The sequence below is a fragment of the Sagittula salina genome, from assembly GCF_017813235.1.
In the GTDB taxonomy this organism is placed as follows: domain Bacteria; phylum Pseudomonadota; class Alphaproteobacteria; order Rhodobacterales; family Rhodobacteraceae; genus Sagittula; species Sagittula salina.
In genome coordinates, this window is sequence record NZ_JAGISH010000001.1 from 424,302 (window position 1) to 439,367 (window position 15,066).

Annotated in this window: 16 protein-coding genes; 3 read left to right on the top strand and 13 right to left on the bottom strand. The window is 64.1% G+C overall.

Annotated features, from left to right (window positions below; translation table 11 throughout):
- Nucleotides 1–23 precede the first annotated feature (23 nt).
- Nucleotides 24–998 carry a Gfo/Idh/MocA family protein gene (locus J5474_RS01920; RefSeq protein WP_209358783.1) on the bottom strand — a complete coding sequence of 325 codons (975 nt, stop codon included), beginning with the start codon at nt 996–998 and terminating at the stop codon, nt 24–26.
- A 360-nt stretch (nt 999–1,358) separates the two neighbouring features.
- Nucleotides 1,359–2,255, bottom strand: a complete 897-nt coding sequence (gene rpoH, locus J5474_RS01925) for an RNA polymerase sigma factor RpoH (RefSeq protein ID WP_209358785.1) — start codon at nt 2,253–2,255, stop codon at nt 1,359–1,361.
- A 305-nt stretch (nt 2,256–2,560) separates the two neighbouring features.
- On the opposite strand from rpoH, the gene J5474_RS01930 reads away from it, so the two are divergent.
- Nucleotides 2,561–3,211 carry a DUF4386 domain-containing protein gene (locus J5474_RS01930; RefSeq protein ID WP_245216187.1) on the top strand — a complete coding sequence of 217 codons (651 nt, stop codon included), beginning with the start codon at nt 2,561–2,563 and terminating at the stop codon, nt 3,209–3,211.
- On the opposite strand, the gene J5474_RS01935 is transcribed toward J5474_RS01930, so the two are convergent.
- Nucleotides 3,192–4,223 carry an RluA family pseudouridine synthase gene (locus J5474_RS01935; RefSeq protein WP_209358787.1) on the bottom strand — a complete coding sequence of 344 codons (1,032 nt, stop codon included), beginning with the start codon at nt 4,221–4,223 and terminating at the stop codon, nt 3,192–3,194. The two genes, J5474_RS01930 and J5474_RS01935, sit on opposite strands and share 20 nt — an antisense overlap.
- Here J5474_RS01935 and J5474_RS01940 point away from each other — a divergent pair.
- Nucleotides 4,222–4,536: a DUF6476 family protein gene (locus J5474_RS01940; protein WP_209358789.1), complete on the top strand. Its 315-nt coding sequence runs from the start codon at nt 4,222–4,224 to the stop codon at nt 4,534–4,536. The genes J5474_RS01935 and J5474_RS01940 overlap by 2 nt on opposite strands.
- A gap of 186 nt (nt 4,537–4,722) precedes the next feature.
- Here the strand turns inward: J5474_RS01940 and hpaH are convergent, their stop codons facing one another.
- The 6 genes from hpaH to J5474_RS01970 all read right to left on the bottom strand — a co-directional run bounded on the left by hpaH (nt 4,723) and on the right by J5474_RS01970 (nt 10,927).
- Entirely contained in the window at nt 4,723–5,520 is a 798-nt protein-coding gene (gene hpaH / locus J5474_RS01945) for a 2-oxo-hept-4-ene-1,7-dioate hydratase (RefSeq protein WP_209358791.1), read from the bottom strand.
- On the bottom strand, nt 5,517–6,368 hold the full coding sequence (locus J5474_RS01950; protein WP_209358793.1) for a fumarylacetoacetate hydrolase family protein: 852 nt from the start codon (nt 6,366–6,368) through the stop codon (nt 5,517–5,519). The genes hpaH and J5474_RS01950 overlap by 4 nt, the downstream gene beginning before the upstream one ends.
- A complete protein-coding gene (locus tag J5474_RS01955) occupies nt 6,361–7,776 on the bottom strand; it encodes a pyridoxal phosphate-dependent decarboxylase family protein (RefSeq protein ID WP_209358795.1) in 1,416 nt (471 codons plus the stop codon). Before J5474_RS01955 ends, J5474_RS01950 begins: the two co-directional genes overlap by 8 nt.
- Before the next feature lie 198 nt (nt 7,777–7,974).
- Nucleotides 7,975–8,955, bottom strand: a complete 981-nt coding sequence (hpaD, locus tag J5474_RS01960) for a 3,4-dihydroxyphenylacetate 2,3-dioxygenase (RefSeq protein ID WP_209358797.1) — start codon at nt 8,953–8,955, stop codon at nt 7,975–7,977.
- Nucleotides 8,956–8,967: 12 nt separating this feature from the next.
- The gene (gene hpaE, locus J5474_RS01965) at nt 8,968–10,470 is read right to left on the bottom strand and encodes a 5-carboxymethyl-2-hydroxymuconate semialdehyde dehydrogenase (protein WP_209358799.1); all 1,503 of its coding nucleotides are present in this window, start codon (nt 10,468–10,470) and stop codon (nt 8,968–8,970) included.
- Between the two features lie 70 nt (nt 10,471–10,540).
- Nucleotides 10,541–10,927, bottom strand: a complete 387-nt coding sequence (locus J5474_RS01970; RefSeq protein WP_209358801.1) for a 5-carboxymethyl-2-hydroxymuconate isomerase — start codon at nt 10,925–10,927, stop codon at nt 10,541–10,543.
- An 87-nt stretch (nt 10,928–11,014) separates the two neighbouring features.
- Here J5474_RS01970 and hpaR point away from each other — a divergent pair, with 87 nt between their 5' ends.
- A complete protein-coding gene (hpaR, locus tag J5474_RS01975) occupies nt 11,015–11,470 on the top strand; it encodes a homoprotocatechuate degradation operon regulator HpaR (protein WP_209358803.1) in 456 nt (151 codons plus the stop codon).
- Nucleotides 11,471–11,702: 232 nt separating this feature from the next.
- On the opposite strand, the gene J5474_RS01980 is transcribed toward hpaR, so the two are convergent.
- From J5474_RS01980 to J5474_RS01995, 4 genes are all read right to left on the bottom strand, one after another.
- The gene (locus J5474_RS01980) at nt 11,703–12,554 is read right to left on the bottom strand and encodes an extensin-like domain-containing protein (RefSeq protein ID WP_209358804.1); all 852 of its coding nucleotides are present in this window, start codon (nt 12,552–12,554) and stop codon (nt 11,703–11,705) included.
- Nucleotides 12,551–13,585: a L,D-transpeptidase family protein gene (locus J5474_RS01985; protein WP_209358805.1), complete on the bottom strand. Its 1,035-nt coding sequence runs from the start codon at nt 13,583–13,585 to the stop codon at nt 12,551–12,553. Before J5474_RS01985 ends, J5474_RS01980 begins: the two co-directional genes overlap by 4 nt.
- A gap of 58 nt (nt 13,586–13,643) precedes the next feature.
- The gene (locus J5474_RS01990; RefSeq protein ID WP_209358807.1) at nt 13,644–13,991 is read right to left on the bottom strand and encodes a hypothetical protein; all 348 of its coding nucleotides are present in this window, start codon (nt 13,989–13,991) and stop codon (nt 13,644–13,646) included.
- Nucleotides 13,992–14,084: 93 nt separating this feature from the next.
- The gene (locus tag J5474_RS01995) at nt 14,085–14,807 is read right to left on the bottom strand and encodes a SpoIIAA family protein (protein WP_209358809.1); all 723 of its coding nucleotides are present in this window, start codon (nt 14,805–14,807) and stop codon (nt 14,085–14,087) included.
- Nucleotides 14,808–15,066: the final 259 nt, after the last annotated feature.

Sequence of the window (15,066 nt, forward strand, 5' to 3'; positions counted from 1 at the left end):
ATTTTCTCTGAAGACTACTGCCCCTAGCCGCGATCAGCCTTCCAGATCATGTCGATCATCTCCTGCGTTCCCTTCGAAAACTCCAGTGGGCAGGGATAGGGCGCCCCGTCCAGAACGCTCGCGTTGAAGGCCTCCACCTGATGCACGTAGTGGTTCGCGGCAGGGAAACGCCACCGGCGCACCTCAAGAGCGTTGTCCTGCACCTCTACCGCAGCCTCGCCATATACAGCAGCGTTGAAGGGGGCGGTCAGCCGCATAACGCCACCATCGCCGTGGAACACCACCTCCTGAAAAGGCGCCATGCGCATGGAGACCACGCCGGTGTAATGGAACGACGGAAACCGCGCGGTGATATGCGACCAGACATCGACGCCGTTCTGGCGTTCAATGCAGGTCGACAGAATGTCCTCCGGCTCCTCCCCGGTGACGAAGCGCACCGTGCCGTAGGCGTAAACGCCAATGTCGGGGATCGCGCCCCCGCCTGTCTCCGGGCGGTTGCGGATGTTGCCGCCGTCGGCGCTGTTGTCATAGGAGAAAGCCACCGAAACGCGGCGGATCTTGCCGATGGCCCCAGCCTCGAAAAGCTCCTTGGCCTTCACCCACTGCGGGTGATGCACGACCATGTAGGCCTCCGCCGCGATCAAACCTGTGGCATCGCGCTTTGCGATGACCTCATCGAACTGCTCGGCCTGCATCGCCATCGGCTTTTCTACGAGTACGTGCTTGCCTGCCTCAAGCGCCTTCAGCGTCCATTCCACGTGCATATGGTTCGGCAGCGGAATGTAGACCGCGTCGATGTCCGGGTCCGCAAGCAGCGCATCATAATCCAGATGCACCGCGAGGCCGGGAGCCAGCGCCGCAAAGGGTGCTGCCTTCTCCTCCGACGAGGTGGCGATCGCCGCCAGTCGCCCCCGGCGGGCCGCGTTCAGCGCCGGTCCCATATGGTCACGCGCGAACTTCGCCGCGCCCAGAATGCCCCATCTCACGTGATCGGCCATGGTGTCCTCCTTATGTTTGCGCTCACGCTAGTGCAGGTGGTCACGAGAGTGAATGGTCAAGATGCCCACGCCGCAAGGACGGAGGACGACAGCTCCGCCCTTTCCGGCAGAGTGGTATCCGCGACGGGTTGGATTGGTCAGGGTGCGAGGAACGCAATCATATGTACCACAAAAAAAGACCCTCCCCGGACGTACCGGAGAGGGTCGACCCTCGGCCATTCGAACACATGAGGTAAATCTTGTTCGCGCGGGCTATCCGGAGACGACCGCTTCTCGTCACCGGCCGCGATGGAGGCGTCGGGATAGATGAAACCCGCCCGTTACGGGGCGGGTTCCGACATCTTTTCGAACACCGGCAGATCAGGCCGGGATCAACATCCCCTGGTCGCGGGCCAGTTCGCGCATCCGGTTCTGCAGTTTCTCGAACGCGCGGACCTCGATCTGGCGGATGCGTTCGCGACTGACGTCGTATTGCCCCGAAAGATCCTCGAGCGTGACGGTGTCCTCGGTCAGACGGCGCTGGGTGAGGATATCGCGCTCCCGGTCGTTCAGCACGTCCATCGCCTGAACCAGCAGTTCACGACGCGCGTCCATCTCGTCGCGCTCCGCATAATCGCCTGCCTGGTCGGCGCCTTCGTCCTCCAGCCAGTCCTGCCACTGCATGGTCCCCTCGCCCTCGGAACCCACCGTGGCGTTAAGAGACGCATCGCCGCCCGACATGCGGCGGTTCATGCTGATGACCTCGTCCTCGGTCACACCGAGGTCGGTGGCGATCCGCTGCACGTGTTCTGGGCGGAGGTCGCCGTCTTCCAACGCGCCTATCCGCGCCTTTGCCTTGCGAAGATTGAAGAACAATTTCTTCTGGGCGGAGGTCGTGCCGAGTTTCACCAAGGACCAGGACCGCAGGATATATTCCTGGATCGAAGCGCGGATCCACCACATGGCGTAGGTCGCGAGGCGGAAGCCCTTTTCGGGATCGAAACGTTTCACCGCCTGCATCAGGCCCACGTTCGCCTCAGAAATCACCTCCGCCTGCGGCAGGCCGTAGCCCCGGTAGCCCATGGCGATCTTTGCCGCCAGACGCAGGTGCGAGGTCACAAGCCTGTGAGCGGCGGCGCTGTCCTCGTCTTCTACCCAGCGCTTTGCCAGCATGTATTCTTCTTCCGGCTCCAGCAACGGAAACTTCCGGATTTCAGAGAGGTAGCGGCTCAGACCGGCTTCCGGCGAAGGCGCCGGGAGATTTGCATAGTTGCTCATGTCTGTCCCTTCTCATGTTTCATGTAACATGGCTTAACATCCAGATGGGGAGTCCATGTCGTGGTTTCAAGTTCCTTAACACCCAAACGTTGACGTGCAGTTAAGGTTTCGTTGACGTATCGGGTCTAGGCCCGAACCCGCCAAGGTGCATCCCCTGACATAGCTTTTCACGTATACGTGCGGAATTTCCGTCGCCGTAACTTGGGATTTTCATACGAAAATGCATATCTGAAATCGTTATTTCGATAATATCCATGCATCTCCGCCACGTCTATTGTCCAAAGCAGTCAAGGACGGAGTAACAGATGCCCACCGATGCACACACCCCACAAATCAGCGACAGCACGGTGCAAGAACGCACAAATCTGATGCGGCGAGCGGGCGGCCTTTATCTCATTATCATCCTGTCAGGGCTCAGCGCCGAACTGGCCCTGCGCGGCCCTGCTCTGACTGACGGCCTCTCCGCCGCCGACATCCCGGCGCTGCGGTTGAGCCTGCTGGCGGATCTCGTGATGTTGGTGGCGGACGTCGGCCTCGCCGTGGTTTTCTATCGCCTGCTGCGCTGCGTGAACCAGAGCAAGGCGCTCGCTGCCATGGTCCTGCGCCTGATGCAGGCCGGGCTTATCGGCGGTGGCCTTGTGCTGCTTTCCGGCGTCCCGTTGACAATGGGCAGCGATCTTGCGCCGGTCCTGGTGGAACTGCACGCCAATGGCTACGATCTGGGACTTATCCTGTTCGGCGTGAACTGTCTGATCATGGCGCAACTGCTCTGCCCGACCCGCGCGCCATTCGTGCTCTCTCCGATGCTGGCGGGCTCCGGTCTGGTCTACATCGGGGGCAGCCTGACCCGCCTGATGGCGCCCGGGTGGAGCGCCACCATCGAACCGGCCTATCTTCTCTGCATCCTGACGGAGGCCACGCTTTGCATTTGGCTTCTCAGGTCAAAGGGGCTCTGAGAGCGTCCAGAAGTTCCGCCATGTCCGGCGGCAGAGGCGCCTCGAAGAGCATCTCCTCCTCCGTCCCCGGATGCATGAAGCCCAGTTCGGCGGCATGCAGCGCCTGTCGGTCAAAGGCATTGGCGGCGGCGAAGCCCGCCGCCGGGAGCGCGCTTTCCTTCAGCTTGCGCCGCCCGCCGTACACCGGATCGCCGACAAGAGCGTGGCCCGCGTGCGCCATGTGCACGCGGATCTGATGCGTGCGCCCGGTTTCCAGTCGGCATTCCACCAGGGTCAGACAAGGCGGAGTGCCAAAGGTTTCCAGCATCCGGGCATGGGTGATCGCGTGCCGCCCCTGCCCGTCAAAGAACACTGCCTGCCTCTGTCTGTCCGTCTTGTGGCGAGCGAGGCCGGAGGTGATGGTGATCTCGCCGCCGCCCGACGCGGAAATACCCTTTGTCCCCATCAGCCGCGGATCGCCCACATCCGGCACGCCATGCGCCAGCGCCAGATAGGCCCGTCGCGCCGTGTGCTTTTCGAATTGCTTCGCCAGCCCGTGATGTGCGCGGTCGGACTTTGCCACCACCAGTAGGCCGCTGGTGTCCTTGTCGATGCGGTGCACGATGCCGGGTCTCTTTTCGCCGCCGACACCCGAAAGCTTGCCACCAAAATGGTGCAACAGCGCGTTCACCAGCGTACCCGATGGCGAGCCAGGTGCCGGGTGCACCACCATGCCCGCCGGTTTGTTCACCACGATCAGGTCGTCGTCCTCGTACACGATATCGAGCGGGATATCCTGCGGAAGGACATCGTAGTCCACCGCCTCCGGCACCGCGATGCAGATCTCGTCACCCTCCGCGACCTTCGCCTTTGGGTCGTGCAGCACCGCGCCATTGCAGGTTACAGCACCTTCGGTGATGAGTTTCGCCAGACGGGTGCGCGACAGGGACGCTTCCTCTGGCACATCGCGCGCGAGCGCCTTATCAAGACGCGGCGGCGGGTTGGCCGTGATGATGACGCAAAGGCGATCCATGGACGCTCCAGATCCTGAAAACTTCAGGCAGCCCCGGGGCCTGCGTGTGCTGCAGGCGATGGTGACGCTGCTCATGGTAGTGATGATGGCCGGGATCGTCGGAATCTTCGGCCTGATCTGGCACCGCTATAGCAAGGCACAGGCACCGCTGCCAGAGGTCATCACGCTGCCCTCGGGCGAACGTGCCACCGCCTATACCCAGGGCGTCGACTGGTACGCGGTCGTGACGCAAAGCAACCAGATCCTGATCTTTGACCGGGCCACCGGCAAACTCCGCAAGACGATCGCTGTGGGTCCCGCACCGAAGCCCTGAGTGCTTGCGGGGGGCTGTTTTTGGTGCTCAACATCTCGCCTGGGCCGCCGTATCGTCCTTCTCTTATTCCTCGTCGTTGAATGCACTGCCCCTCGCGAGTGCCGTGGCGATCCACCCTCTACGTCTACCGGCATTTGGCAAGCGGGGCTTCCTCTCTTCCGGGTAAAGGCGGGCGACATCAGTGTCTCAGGCGAAGCTGATCTCGACCGCACCGAAACTGCCGAAATCCGCCTGCACATGGCTGCCCGGCGGGCATTCCACGGGGCGGATGAAGCTGCCCGACAGGATCACCTGACCCGGCCTGATCGCCTGTCCGTAGACGGCCATGCGCTCCGCCAACCAGACAATACCCATGACGGGATCGTTCAGCACCCCCGCCCCCAGGCCGGTCTCTTCCACCGCGCCGTCGCGCCCGAGTATGGCACCGACCCAGCGCAGGTCGATTAGCCGAGGATTGTGTTGCGCCTGTCCCAGCACGATCCCAGCATTGGCGGCATTGTCGGCGATGGTGTCGGTAATCACCCGCCCGCGTCCCGTCCCCGGATCTGTGCGGCGGATGCGCGTGTCGAGGATCTCCAGAGCGGGGCAGACGTAATCCGTCGCCTCGATCACCTGTTCCCGCGTAACGCGACCTTCCAGCGGCGCCTTCATGACAAAGGCGATCTCCGCCTCTACCCGCGGCTGGATGAAGCGGGCCTCAGGCACCGTCCCCCCGCTTTCGAATGCCATGTCGTCAAAAAGCACGCCACTGTCGGGCGTATCGATCTTCAGCGCATCCTGCATGGCCTTCGAGGTCAGACCGATCTTCCAGCCGATGACCTTGCGCCCCGCGACGAGCCGCGCCGCCATCCCTGCCGCCTGCACGGCATAGGCGTCGTCCATGCTCATCTTTGGATGCTGCAGCGACAGCAGGCCGATCTGGCTGCGGGACCCTTCCGCTTCGATCAGGGCGCGCGCGGCGGCGTGAATCTCTTCTTCGGTCATTCGTCCACCACCCCGTTCCTGAGAATGCCTATACCCTCGGCCTCCACCTCCACCACATCGCCCGGCTTCAGCCAGACCGGCGGATCGAAGCGCGCGCCCGCACCGGTGGGTGTGCCGCAGACAATGACGTCTCCCGGCACGAGCGTTGTGAAGGTGCTGACATAGTTCACGATGTACCTGAAATTGTACAGCATCCGTCCGGTCCGGTCCTTCTGCCGCACCTCGCCGTTCACCCGACATTCCAGTCCCACGTCGTCCAACTGCGAAGGATGCGTGAAAGGCACCATCCATGGCCCCATCGCGCCGGAAGCGTCCCAATTCTTGCCCTGCGTGACGTTGAATTTCGCGTGCCGCACCCAGTCGCGGATCGTGCCTTCGTTGCACAGCGTGAGTCCCACGATGTGGTCATAGGCGTCCTCGGGTGCGATACGCCGTCCGCCCCGGCCAATCACGATGGCGATCTCGCCTTCATAGTCCAGTTTCCCGGACTCGGGCGGCCGCACCAACGGACTGCCATGCCCGACGAAGGAGCGCGCAAACCGCACAAAGAGCGACGGTCGCTCCGCCGCCTGCCCGTCCCTGTATTCGGCGTTTCGATCTGGGTAGTTGACGCCGACGCACAGGATCTTCTCGGGGTCACGTACCGGGATCTCCAGCGTCACCGCGTCATGCGGCAGGTAGGCGGTGCGCCCGACGGCGGCCTGCGCCAGCGCCTTCAGTGCCCCTGCCGCGATGACCTCGCGCAGGCCAGCATGGTTGTCAAAACCGGTCATGTCGAGGATACCATCCTCCTGCCACAACCCATAGCCAGCCGCACCCTCCCGCGTGAAGCTCACGAACTTAACCATTGTGCATCCCACCCGCCTCCCTCGCCGAAATCTCCGCGATCACGTCGACCGCCAGCATCACATCGTCACGCGTGCAGTCGAACTGCCCGACCTGAAAACGGACCACCTTGCGCCCCCTGTGCGCCCCTTGCGTCACATAGATCCGCCCGTCGGCGTTTATCGCATCCACCAGCCGCTGCTGCGCACCGTCGTCACCGCCCCCCCGAAAGGTGAACAGCGACAGGATCGGTTCCGTGACGATCTCAAAGCCCTGCGCCCGCAGGGCATCGCAGGCCTCCTGCGCCCAGGCGACATGATTGCGTATACGCGCCCGCAGCCCTTCCAGACCATAGTAACGCATCAGGAACCACAGCTTGAGAGCACGGAACCGCCGCCCCAACGGGATCGTCCATTCCGAATAGTTCACCACCCCCGTCCCCGTTGTTTTCAGGTACTCCGGTTCGATTTTCAACGTATCGATCTGCTGCGCCGGGTCCTTCAGGAACTGCACGGAACAATCGAACTGGGCGCCCAGCCATTTGTGCGGGTTGAAAACGACGGAGTCGCAGAACTCCACCCCCGGCCACATCGCGGCGCGGACCTCCGGGCAGATCATCGCAGACCCCGCCCAAGCCGCGTCAAGATGCAGATACAGCCTCTCTTCCTCTGCCACGGCACCCACAGCGGCCAGATCGTCCCATGCGCCAACCCCGGTGCCACCGGTGATGGCAATGATCCCCGCCGGCACGTGCCCAGCAGCCCGGTCAGCGGCAATCGCGGCCTTCAGTGCCGCAACATCGAGGCCAAACGACGGCGCGCCCGTGTCCGGCAATTTCACCAGATTGTCCTGCCCGATCCCCGCGACCCAGACCGCCCGGTCGATCGACGAATGCGCCTGCGCCGAGGCATAGACGCGCAACTGCCCCGCCCCCGACAGCCCCTCGCGATTGCCGCGCCACGCGCAAGCGCGCTCCCGCATGGTCAGAACCGCGGAAAGCGTCGCCGAAGAGGCCGAGTCCTGGATAACTCCCGCCCAGCCATTGGGCAGGCCCAGCGCTTGGCGCAGCCAGTCGACCATCACGCCTTCCATCTCGGTTGCCACGGGAGACGTCTGCCAGAGCATGCACTGCGGTGCCATCTGGCTTGCCAGCATTTCCGCCAGCATCGACACCGGCGCGGCATTTGCCGGAAAATAGGCGAAGAAGCGCGGGTGCTGCCAATGTGTCAGACGATCGGGCACGACCGACAGGAAATCCGACCAGATCGCCTCCATCGCCTCGCCCGTCTCGGGAGGCGCTGTGGCCAGCAAATCCGCCGCATCCCCCGGCTGCACATCGGGCCGCACCGGGCGCTGCCGCAACCCGCGATGATAGGCCGCGCCGAATTCCGCCGCCCGTGCGCCCCACCTCTCGAATTCATCCCAATCCATCAGTCACACCCATCGTTTCCGTCAAAATCCCGTTTCCTCTGGCCCCCTGCTTCCTCGGTTTCCAAATACCTCGGGGGAGCCGCCGTCAGGCGGCGGGGGCAGCGCCCCAAGCGGCGCGCCTACGGTGCGCTTGCCTGTCGCGCGGGACGCGCGGCCGCCGGATAACCGGTCCGTGCGCCTTCGCACCGGCATTCCCTGTCACGGCGCCACGATGGGGGTCGCCTTCAGCACGGCCTCCTGCGGGTCCACATCAGCAAATAGCGACCCTTCCTCGAACCATGACAGCGGCGCGGGCGCTCCCCAAAGCGTCTGCCTCTGCGGGTCCTTCAGATCCCACCGTATCGGTTCCAGATCCGGGTCCACCGTCTGATAATCGGAGCAATAGATCTCGATCCGGTGCCCGTCCGGGTCGCGGACATACAGAAAGAATGCGTTGGAAATCCCGTGCCGCCCAGGTCCGCGCTCGATATTGGCGAGGTAGCCGGTGGTCGACATCAGGTCCAGAAGGTCGATGATATTGAGCGGCGTCGGCACCCAGAAGGCCGTGTGGTGCAACCGTGGCCCTGTGCCACTGGTAAAGGCCACGTCGTGCACACCGCCCTTGCGGTGCATCCACGCCGCCCAAAGCCGTCCTGACGCATCGTCCTCGGTGTATTCCGTCACCCGGAACCCCAACCGTCCGTAAAAGGCCACCGCCGCATCCACATCCGGCGCAAAGCAGTTGAAGTGATCGATCCGCAGCGGCTTCACGCCGTGATACAGTCTGTACTGCTGATGGATCGGGGGCAGACGTTCCATGCGGTAATAAAATTCCATCGGGGCGCCGAAGCAGTCGGTGGTCCGCAGCGTTCGCCCCTGATGCGACCGCTCCACCCACTTCACCGGATGCCCCTCGGCGGCAAACCAGTCATGCGCCCGGTCGAGATCCTCGTCGGAGTAGACCTTGTAGGCAAGATACTGTGCTCGCGCCTCCGTGGCCCGTCGCAGAACGAGACAGTGATGCCCGCGCTCTTCCAAGGCGCGCAGGCAGAGGTGATCCTCCGTCTCCTCCGTCACCTGCAAACCCAGCGTTTCGACGTAGAACGCCTTCGATGCCGCAAGGTCGGTCACGCCGAATTCCACATGGCTCAGGCGCACGATATTGAAGGGCGGGTAGAGTGTCGGCTCGGGTATCGGCATGGTCTCTTCTCCTCACCCTCCGAGTTTCGGGATGCGGTGTTCAGTCGTTGCAAAGCAGACGTTCACCGTTTCCATGTAGAAATCAAAGGACCAGTCGCCTCCGTCCCGGCCGATGCCGCTGGCCTTCACGCCACCGAAAGGCGTCGGCAAATGTCGCAGGTTCTCGGAGTTTACCCACATCATCCCGGCCTCCAGCCCGCCCGTCATGCGGAAGGCGCGCTCCAGATCGCGCGTCCAGAGGTAGGCAGTCAGCCCGTATTCAGTGTCGTTGGCTATGGCGAGCGCCTCGGCCTCGTCGCGGAAAGCGATGGCCGTCAGAACCGGACCGAATATCTCCTCCCGCGCGATGGCCATGCCGTTCGTCGCCGTAGTGAACAGCGTCGGCGCGACGTAACAGCCCTGCGTTCCGACCTTTCCGCCCCCTGCCGCGATCTGCGCGCCCTCCTCGCGCGCCTTGTCGAAGTAGGACAGCACCTTTGCCTCGTGCTCCGGGTGAATGAGCGGGCCTACCACCGTTTCCGGATCGAGCGGATGGCCGACTGTGATCCGTTTCGCCCGCTCGGCCACGCGCGCGCAGACCTCGTCGTAGATGGTATCCTGTACCAGCAGCCGCGAGGACGAAGTGCAGCGCTCGCCGTTCAGCGAATATATCATGAAAACCGCGGCGTCCACGGCGCGGTCGATGTCGGCGTCGTCGAAGATGATGACCGGGTTCTTGCCGCCAAGTTCGAAATGCACCCGCTTCAGCGTCGCCGCCCCCTGCCGCATGATCTGCGATCCCGTCGCACTCTCGCCGACGAAGGCCACCGCCCGGATGCCCGGATGCTCCGTCAGCGCCCGTCCGCAATCTTCGCCAAAGCCGTTTACCACATTCAGCACGCCGGGTGGCAGGCCCGCATCCTCCGCGATCTCGACCAGCAAACGTGCGGTCAGGGGTGAGAACTCCGCTGGTTTCTGCACCACCGTACAGCCAGCCGCCAGCGCCGGGGCAATTTTCCACGTCGACAACATGAACGGCGTGTTCCACGGCGTGATGACCGCCACCGGCCCGATTGGGCGGCGCGAGGTCATGTTCACCTGCCCCGGCGCGTGCAGAGTCTGGCCGTCACAGGCCTCGGGCGCCTTGTCCGCGAAGAAACGGAAATTGTCCGCCCCGCGCACGGCGGCCTTGGACATGAACCGGATCGCCTGTCCGGTGTCCATCGACTCCACCAGCGCGATTTCCTCCGCACGCGCCTCGATGCCGTCAGCCACCCGGTGCAACAGCGCGCGACGGTCCTTCCCCGGCAGCGCGCGCCAGTCGCCGAAGGCTGCCTGCGCCGCAGTCACCGCCTGACCGACCTCCGCCGGTCCGCCTCGCGCGACGGTGGCCAATACCTTTCCATCCACCGGCGACAGCGTGTCGAACCGCTCGGACGACGCCACATCCGCCCCGCCAATACGATGCGTCACACCGCACGCAAATCGCGCCAGCGCCGCTTCCGCCTTTTTCAGGTTTCCCGCCAGATCCGCCATCGTCCCTTACACGCCCCCCGCGCCTTTTCTTTGCAACTACTCAACCACACCATGCCAAACGCGCCGCCCGTCAGCGGCGCGCCAGTCGCGCGTGTATCTCGTTCGCCTTCCATGAGCGTCTTGGATCGGTTTCCCGGACATCGAGCGACAGCATGAAACGCTCGTTGGCGATCTCCTCCGCCAGCGCCCCCTTCGCCACGGCGAAGACACGCTCGCCTGCGGCACGGATCGCCTCTTCGCTGCGCCCCTGTGCCATCAGCAGTTCCAAGGCGAGGAAGGCATTGCCGCCCTCCGGATCGCCCACCACGCAAGGATCGCAGCGCACGAAGCGCACCCGGATACCTGCCAGCGGGAAGACGCCTGCCCCAACCATCGCACCGTGCAGCGCGTGGCCCAGCGCCGCGAGATCGACGCGTGACTCCAGCCCGGCGGAATATTCACAGCGAAGATGTGGCATCCCGGATCCTCCCCTTTGACATTTAACATGTTAAGTTTTATCATGCCTGTCAAGCGACGCCTGCGTCGTCCTGCTGCAGGATACACCATGCCCGACTTCCCCCTCTCGCGTCCCCGCCGCACTCTGCCCATCGCGCTCCTGCGCGCGAGGGAGGCGGTCATGGATCGCTTTCGCCCGATGCTACGCGAGATTGATCTGACCGAAGCCCAGTGGCGGGTCTTGCGCGTATTGCAGGAGGCACCGGGAATCGAGCCGAGCCATCTCGCACAGGAGGCGGTAATCCTTGCGCCCTCGCTCACACGCGTGCTGAAGGTGCTGGAGACGCGGGGGGTCATCATCCTGGAAAAGCACCCGCAGGATCGCCGCCGCACGCGGGTATCCTTGACAGAACAAGGCCACGCATTGCTGACCGAGGCCGCGCAGGAGAGCGCGCGCATCTATCAGCGTCTCGAGACAGAACTGGGGAAGGAACGGATCACTACCCTGCTGGATCTTCTCGAGCACATGCAGGACCAGCTGTCGCGGGACGACGCAACGCCCTGACACAGGCTGTCGCACGCTCGGAAAGGGCGGACGGGCGGGCAAAAAATCTCGGATACCGGGCAAACGCGCCCCGCCCTCATCGGCGGCGATACCCGCCGCGATCGCTGTGCGAACAATCTCCCCCGACACATCAGGGGCCTGCCCCAGCCATACCAGCAATGCCGAGCGGCCGAAAGCCAAGAGGCCCCGACCGCACCGCCGGGGCCTTACTCATTGACCAAGTTTCCGAACCTCAGCCTTCCGGCCCTGGTCCCTGTTCGCACAACCGCCAGCCCCGCGTGCGGCGGATCACATCGAGATGCAGATGATTGTCGTGTGCCGCGTTCGACCCGGGGCCAAGCACAGTGGTGAACTCCATGCAGGCAGAGGCGCGAACGGCGTCCTGAAAAGCCTCAGCCATGCTGCCCTGAGCCTCGCGCGGCTCTACCGGGATGTTTGGGCCCTCGGAAAAATCGAAACCCATTACGTCCAGCGCGTTGCCGAAGGCGTGTTCCGAGAGCTTGCCCTCCGTGGCATTGTTGCGTCTGCGGCAGACATAGTCCGAGCCGTTGCGGATCGCCGTCAGCGCGCCGCGTTCTGAAAGACGCGCCGCAGCGGGCTGAACGAAGTCGCGCACCCAGAGCGCCAGTGCCTGCGCTGCCGGACAGCGCAGCGTCGCGGGTGGCGAAAGCGCCACGCCCGGCGCGACTTCCGTCACCGTGACGGGGCGCAGGATGCCGCAATCGCGGTCATCCCCGGGGATGACCGGTTCAGAAACAGTGTAGGTCACCCGCATGAGGTCGAGAACCGCGAGGCAAGCCGCTTGCTCTGCCTCGGACAGATCGAGTTCCTCCCGCACGGGTGGCGGCAGGGGGACTTCGGACACCTTTACCGATTGGACCTCCGATCCCGTGGCCTCATCCTCGCCGTTGGCCGCATCGCCCCCCTTGGCGACCGACGCAATCTCGGGCTTCGGATCGCCATCCTCGGGTGCCGTAGCGACTGCCGCCTCTTGCCGTGCCTGCGGGCGGAGCGAGTTCTCCGGCCCGGCCGCCGCCAGTGCAGGCAGCAACGATAGGGCCAGAACCAAGGGCCGCAAGGTCATTCCGTGAACTCCACTGCCACGCCGGGTTTCACCATATGCGCCAGTTCATGCGCATCCCAGTTGGAGAAGCGTACGCATCCATGGCTGCGATGTTGAAACAGCTTCGCGGGCGTATCCGTGCCATGGAGGCCATAAGTGGGTTTCGACAGGTCGATCCAGACAGAGCCCACCGGTCCGTTCGGCCCCGGCGGCAGGGTCAGGAACTCCTTCACGCCATCCGCCTCGAAATTGACCTTGGGATTATAGCTGTAGGTCGGATCAAGCGCCACGGCAGTAACTTCGACGGTACCCACGGGCGATGGCGTGTCATCGGAGCCGATGGCCACAGGGTAGTTGGCGATCATCGTGCCTGCGGCGTCAAAGATTGCCGCACGGCGTGCTCCCTTGCGGACCTCGATGCGCGCGGCCTCGCCCTGCATCGGGACACCCGGATCGGCCACCATGATGACCTCTCCGGCAGAGAAGGTCGCATCGGGATTCAGCTGTTGCAGGACGTCCTCGTCCATATGGAACCGCTCTGCCAGCCGTTCGGTTACGCGGGTGTAACCCAGTTCTTTCATCGCCGCCTTGTCGCGGACGTTGTCGGGAATGCGATCAGTAAGGTTGGCGGCATCCTCTTCGGTGATCGCGTAATCGGTCAGGACCGTGGCTGTTCCGAGCAGGGCCCAGACATCCGCATCCATGACACCGTCCACCGGCAGCCCCTCACGTTCCTCGAAGCCGCGGAGGGCGCTTTCCGACATGCCCCCCTTGTAACCGTCGATCACGCCCGGAGAGATGCCAGCCCTGTCAAGAAGCACCTGCACCACGAAGGTCACCGCTGACTGGCCGTCGGGCAGCGGGCCACCCTCGTAGGTTGCGGCCAGTATCATCCCGGGCGTGATCGGCGCCTCTGGCGGTGCCGCAGCCTGATCGGCGGGCGGCGCTGAGGAGGGCAACTCCTGAAACCCGTCGAGGGCCTGCTGGGCGCCCACCGGCGCGGCAAGGGCAAGCGGGAAAAGAAGGGGTAAAACATTGAAATAAGGGCGCATCCGGGTCTCCGTCTTTTGGACAGGGGCAACGCGGATAGCGCCCGTATGGTTCAATCCCTTACCGGCGGCGCCCCCGGGGCTGCAAGCCCATCATCAAGTGGCTGCGCGGTGAAAGCCGTCGGGCGTTGGCGCTGGCACTGGCCTCGATCGGGGCAAGAGCCGCGCCCCATGCGGCGGCGTAGCCTTTGTTCGCTGCCAGCGCGCGCCCGGCCATCTCGGAGGCGCTGGCAAAGGCCGCCGGCTTTTCCATGACCATGCGCACAAATTCCTCCGGGCGCATCACGCCCATCGCCATCTGCGCCACGCGGGTCTGGATCACCACCCCTGCCGAGACGACCATCCGCCCCCCGGCAAAGGCTGCCAAGTGCCAGTCGGTGGCGGCTTTCATCATGTCGGTAAACATCATCTGCCATGCTCCTGTGCCGGTCGCGGCGCGGCTGGGCCGGACCCTCTGTCACTGAACCGCGCCGCCTTCGGGAAAGTTCCCGCACCGGGGGCATCAGCTTTTCAGCCATGCCACGGCCGCATCAAAGCTGTCGGCGTCGAAGAATTCCGCGTCGACGCCCAGCACCTCGCGGCCAGCGCGAACCGCCAGCTTCTGCCATCCCGCGTCGCCCACAATTGCCGCCTTCCTGAGCGCCGCCTTGTGGTCGCGCACCAGCCGGAAGTGCCGCCCGATGGCGCCCAGTCCCTGCCAGCCGTCGAACTCGCGCAAGTCAAGCAGCATCCTGAAGCCATCATGCGCCCGGACAAAGGCATTCAGATCCTCCGCCTCGCCCTCATAGGCGGAAGCCTCGAGTTTGCCCATGAGCGCCACGCGCAGCACGCCATCGCCCAGGTCCTCCTGATGGATGGCGCCGAGGCTCTCGCGCAGCCAGCGGCGGGCCTCGTCGGCTTCACCGGGCGCGAAAACGGCGACGGGACATGGATAGAGCAGCGAGAAGCCTTTGATGACGCGATTCAGCAGGGTCACGCCGCTGACCACCGCCACGCGGTCGAACCCGTTCCAGTGCTTCAGCCCGATGCGTGCGTCCTCGACCAGAGCGTCAAGTTCGTAGCCCTTGAAATCCGCGATCTCCACCAGCAGGCGTACCCGGTCGTGCGCCTCTATGGCGGCTTCGAGCGCGGGCACCAGCACATCCTCGTAGTCGTCGTCAGTGATCTTGCCCGACAAGCGGATTTCCATGGGCGTCACGCCCTTCGGGGTCATCAGTTCGATCATGGGACATCTCCTTTGCCTGACTGAAAGATGGGGGTCGGGAACTGCCGCCACCATGATCTGGAGCAACTTTCTCAGGAATCTGCCCCCCGACTTTGACCCCGGTTCCGGCCCGGTCTCTTCTGCCGCCCGGGCAAAGCCGTTGGTTTACTGACAAGCCACCGGCCGAATTTCAGTTTCCCCAGCCAGTGCACCCAGCGCCAAAGACGGCATGGACCGCAGCCGCTTCACCCCGGCCTCAGCGTCAGTGCAAAAGCGCAAG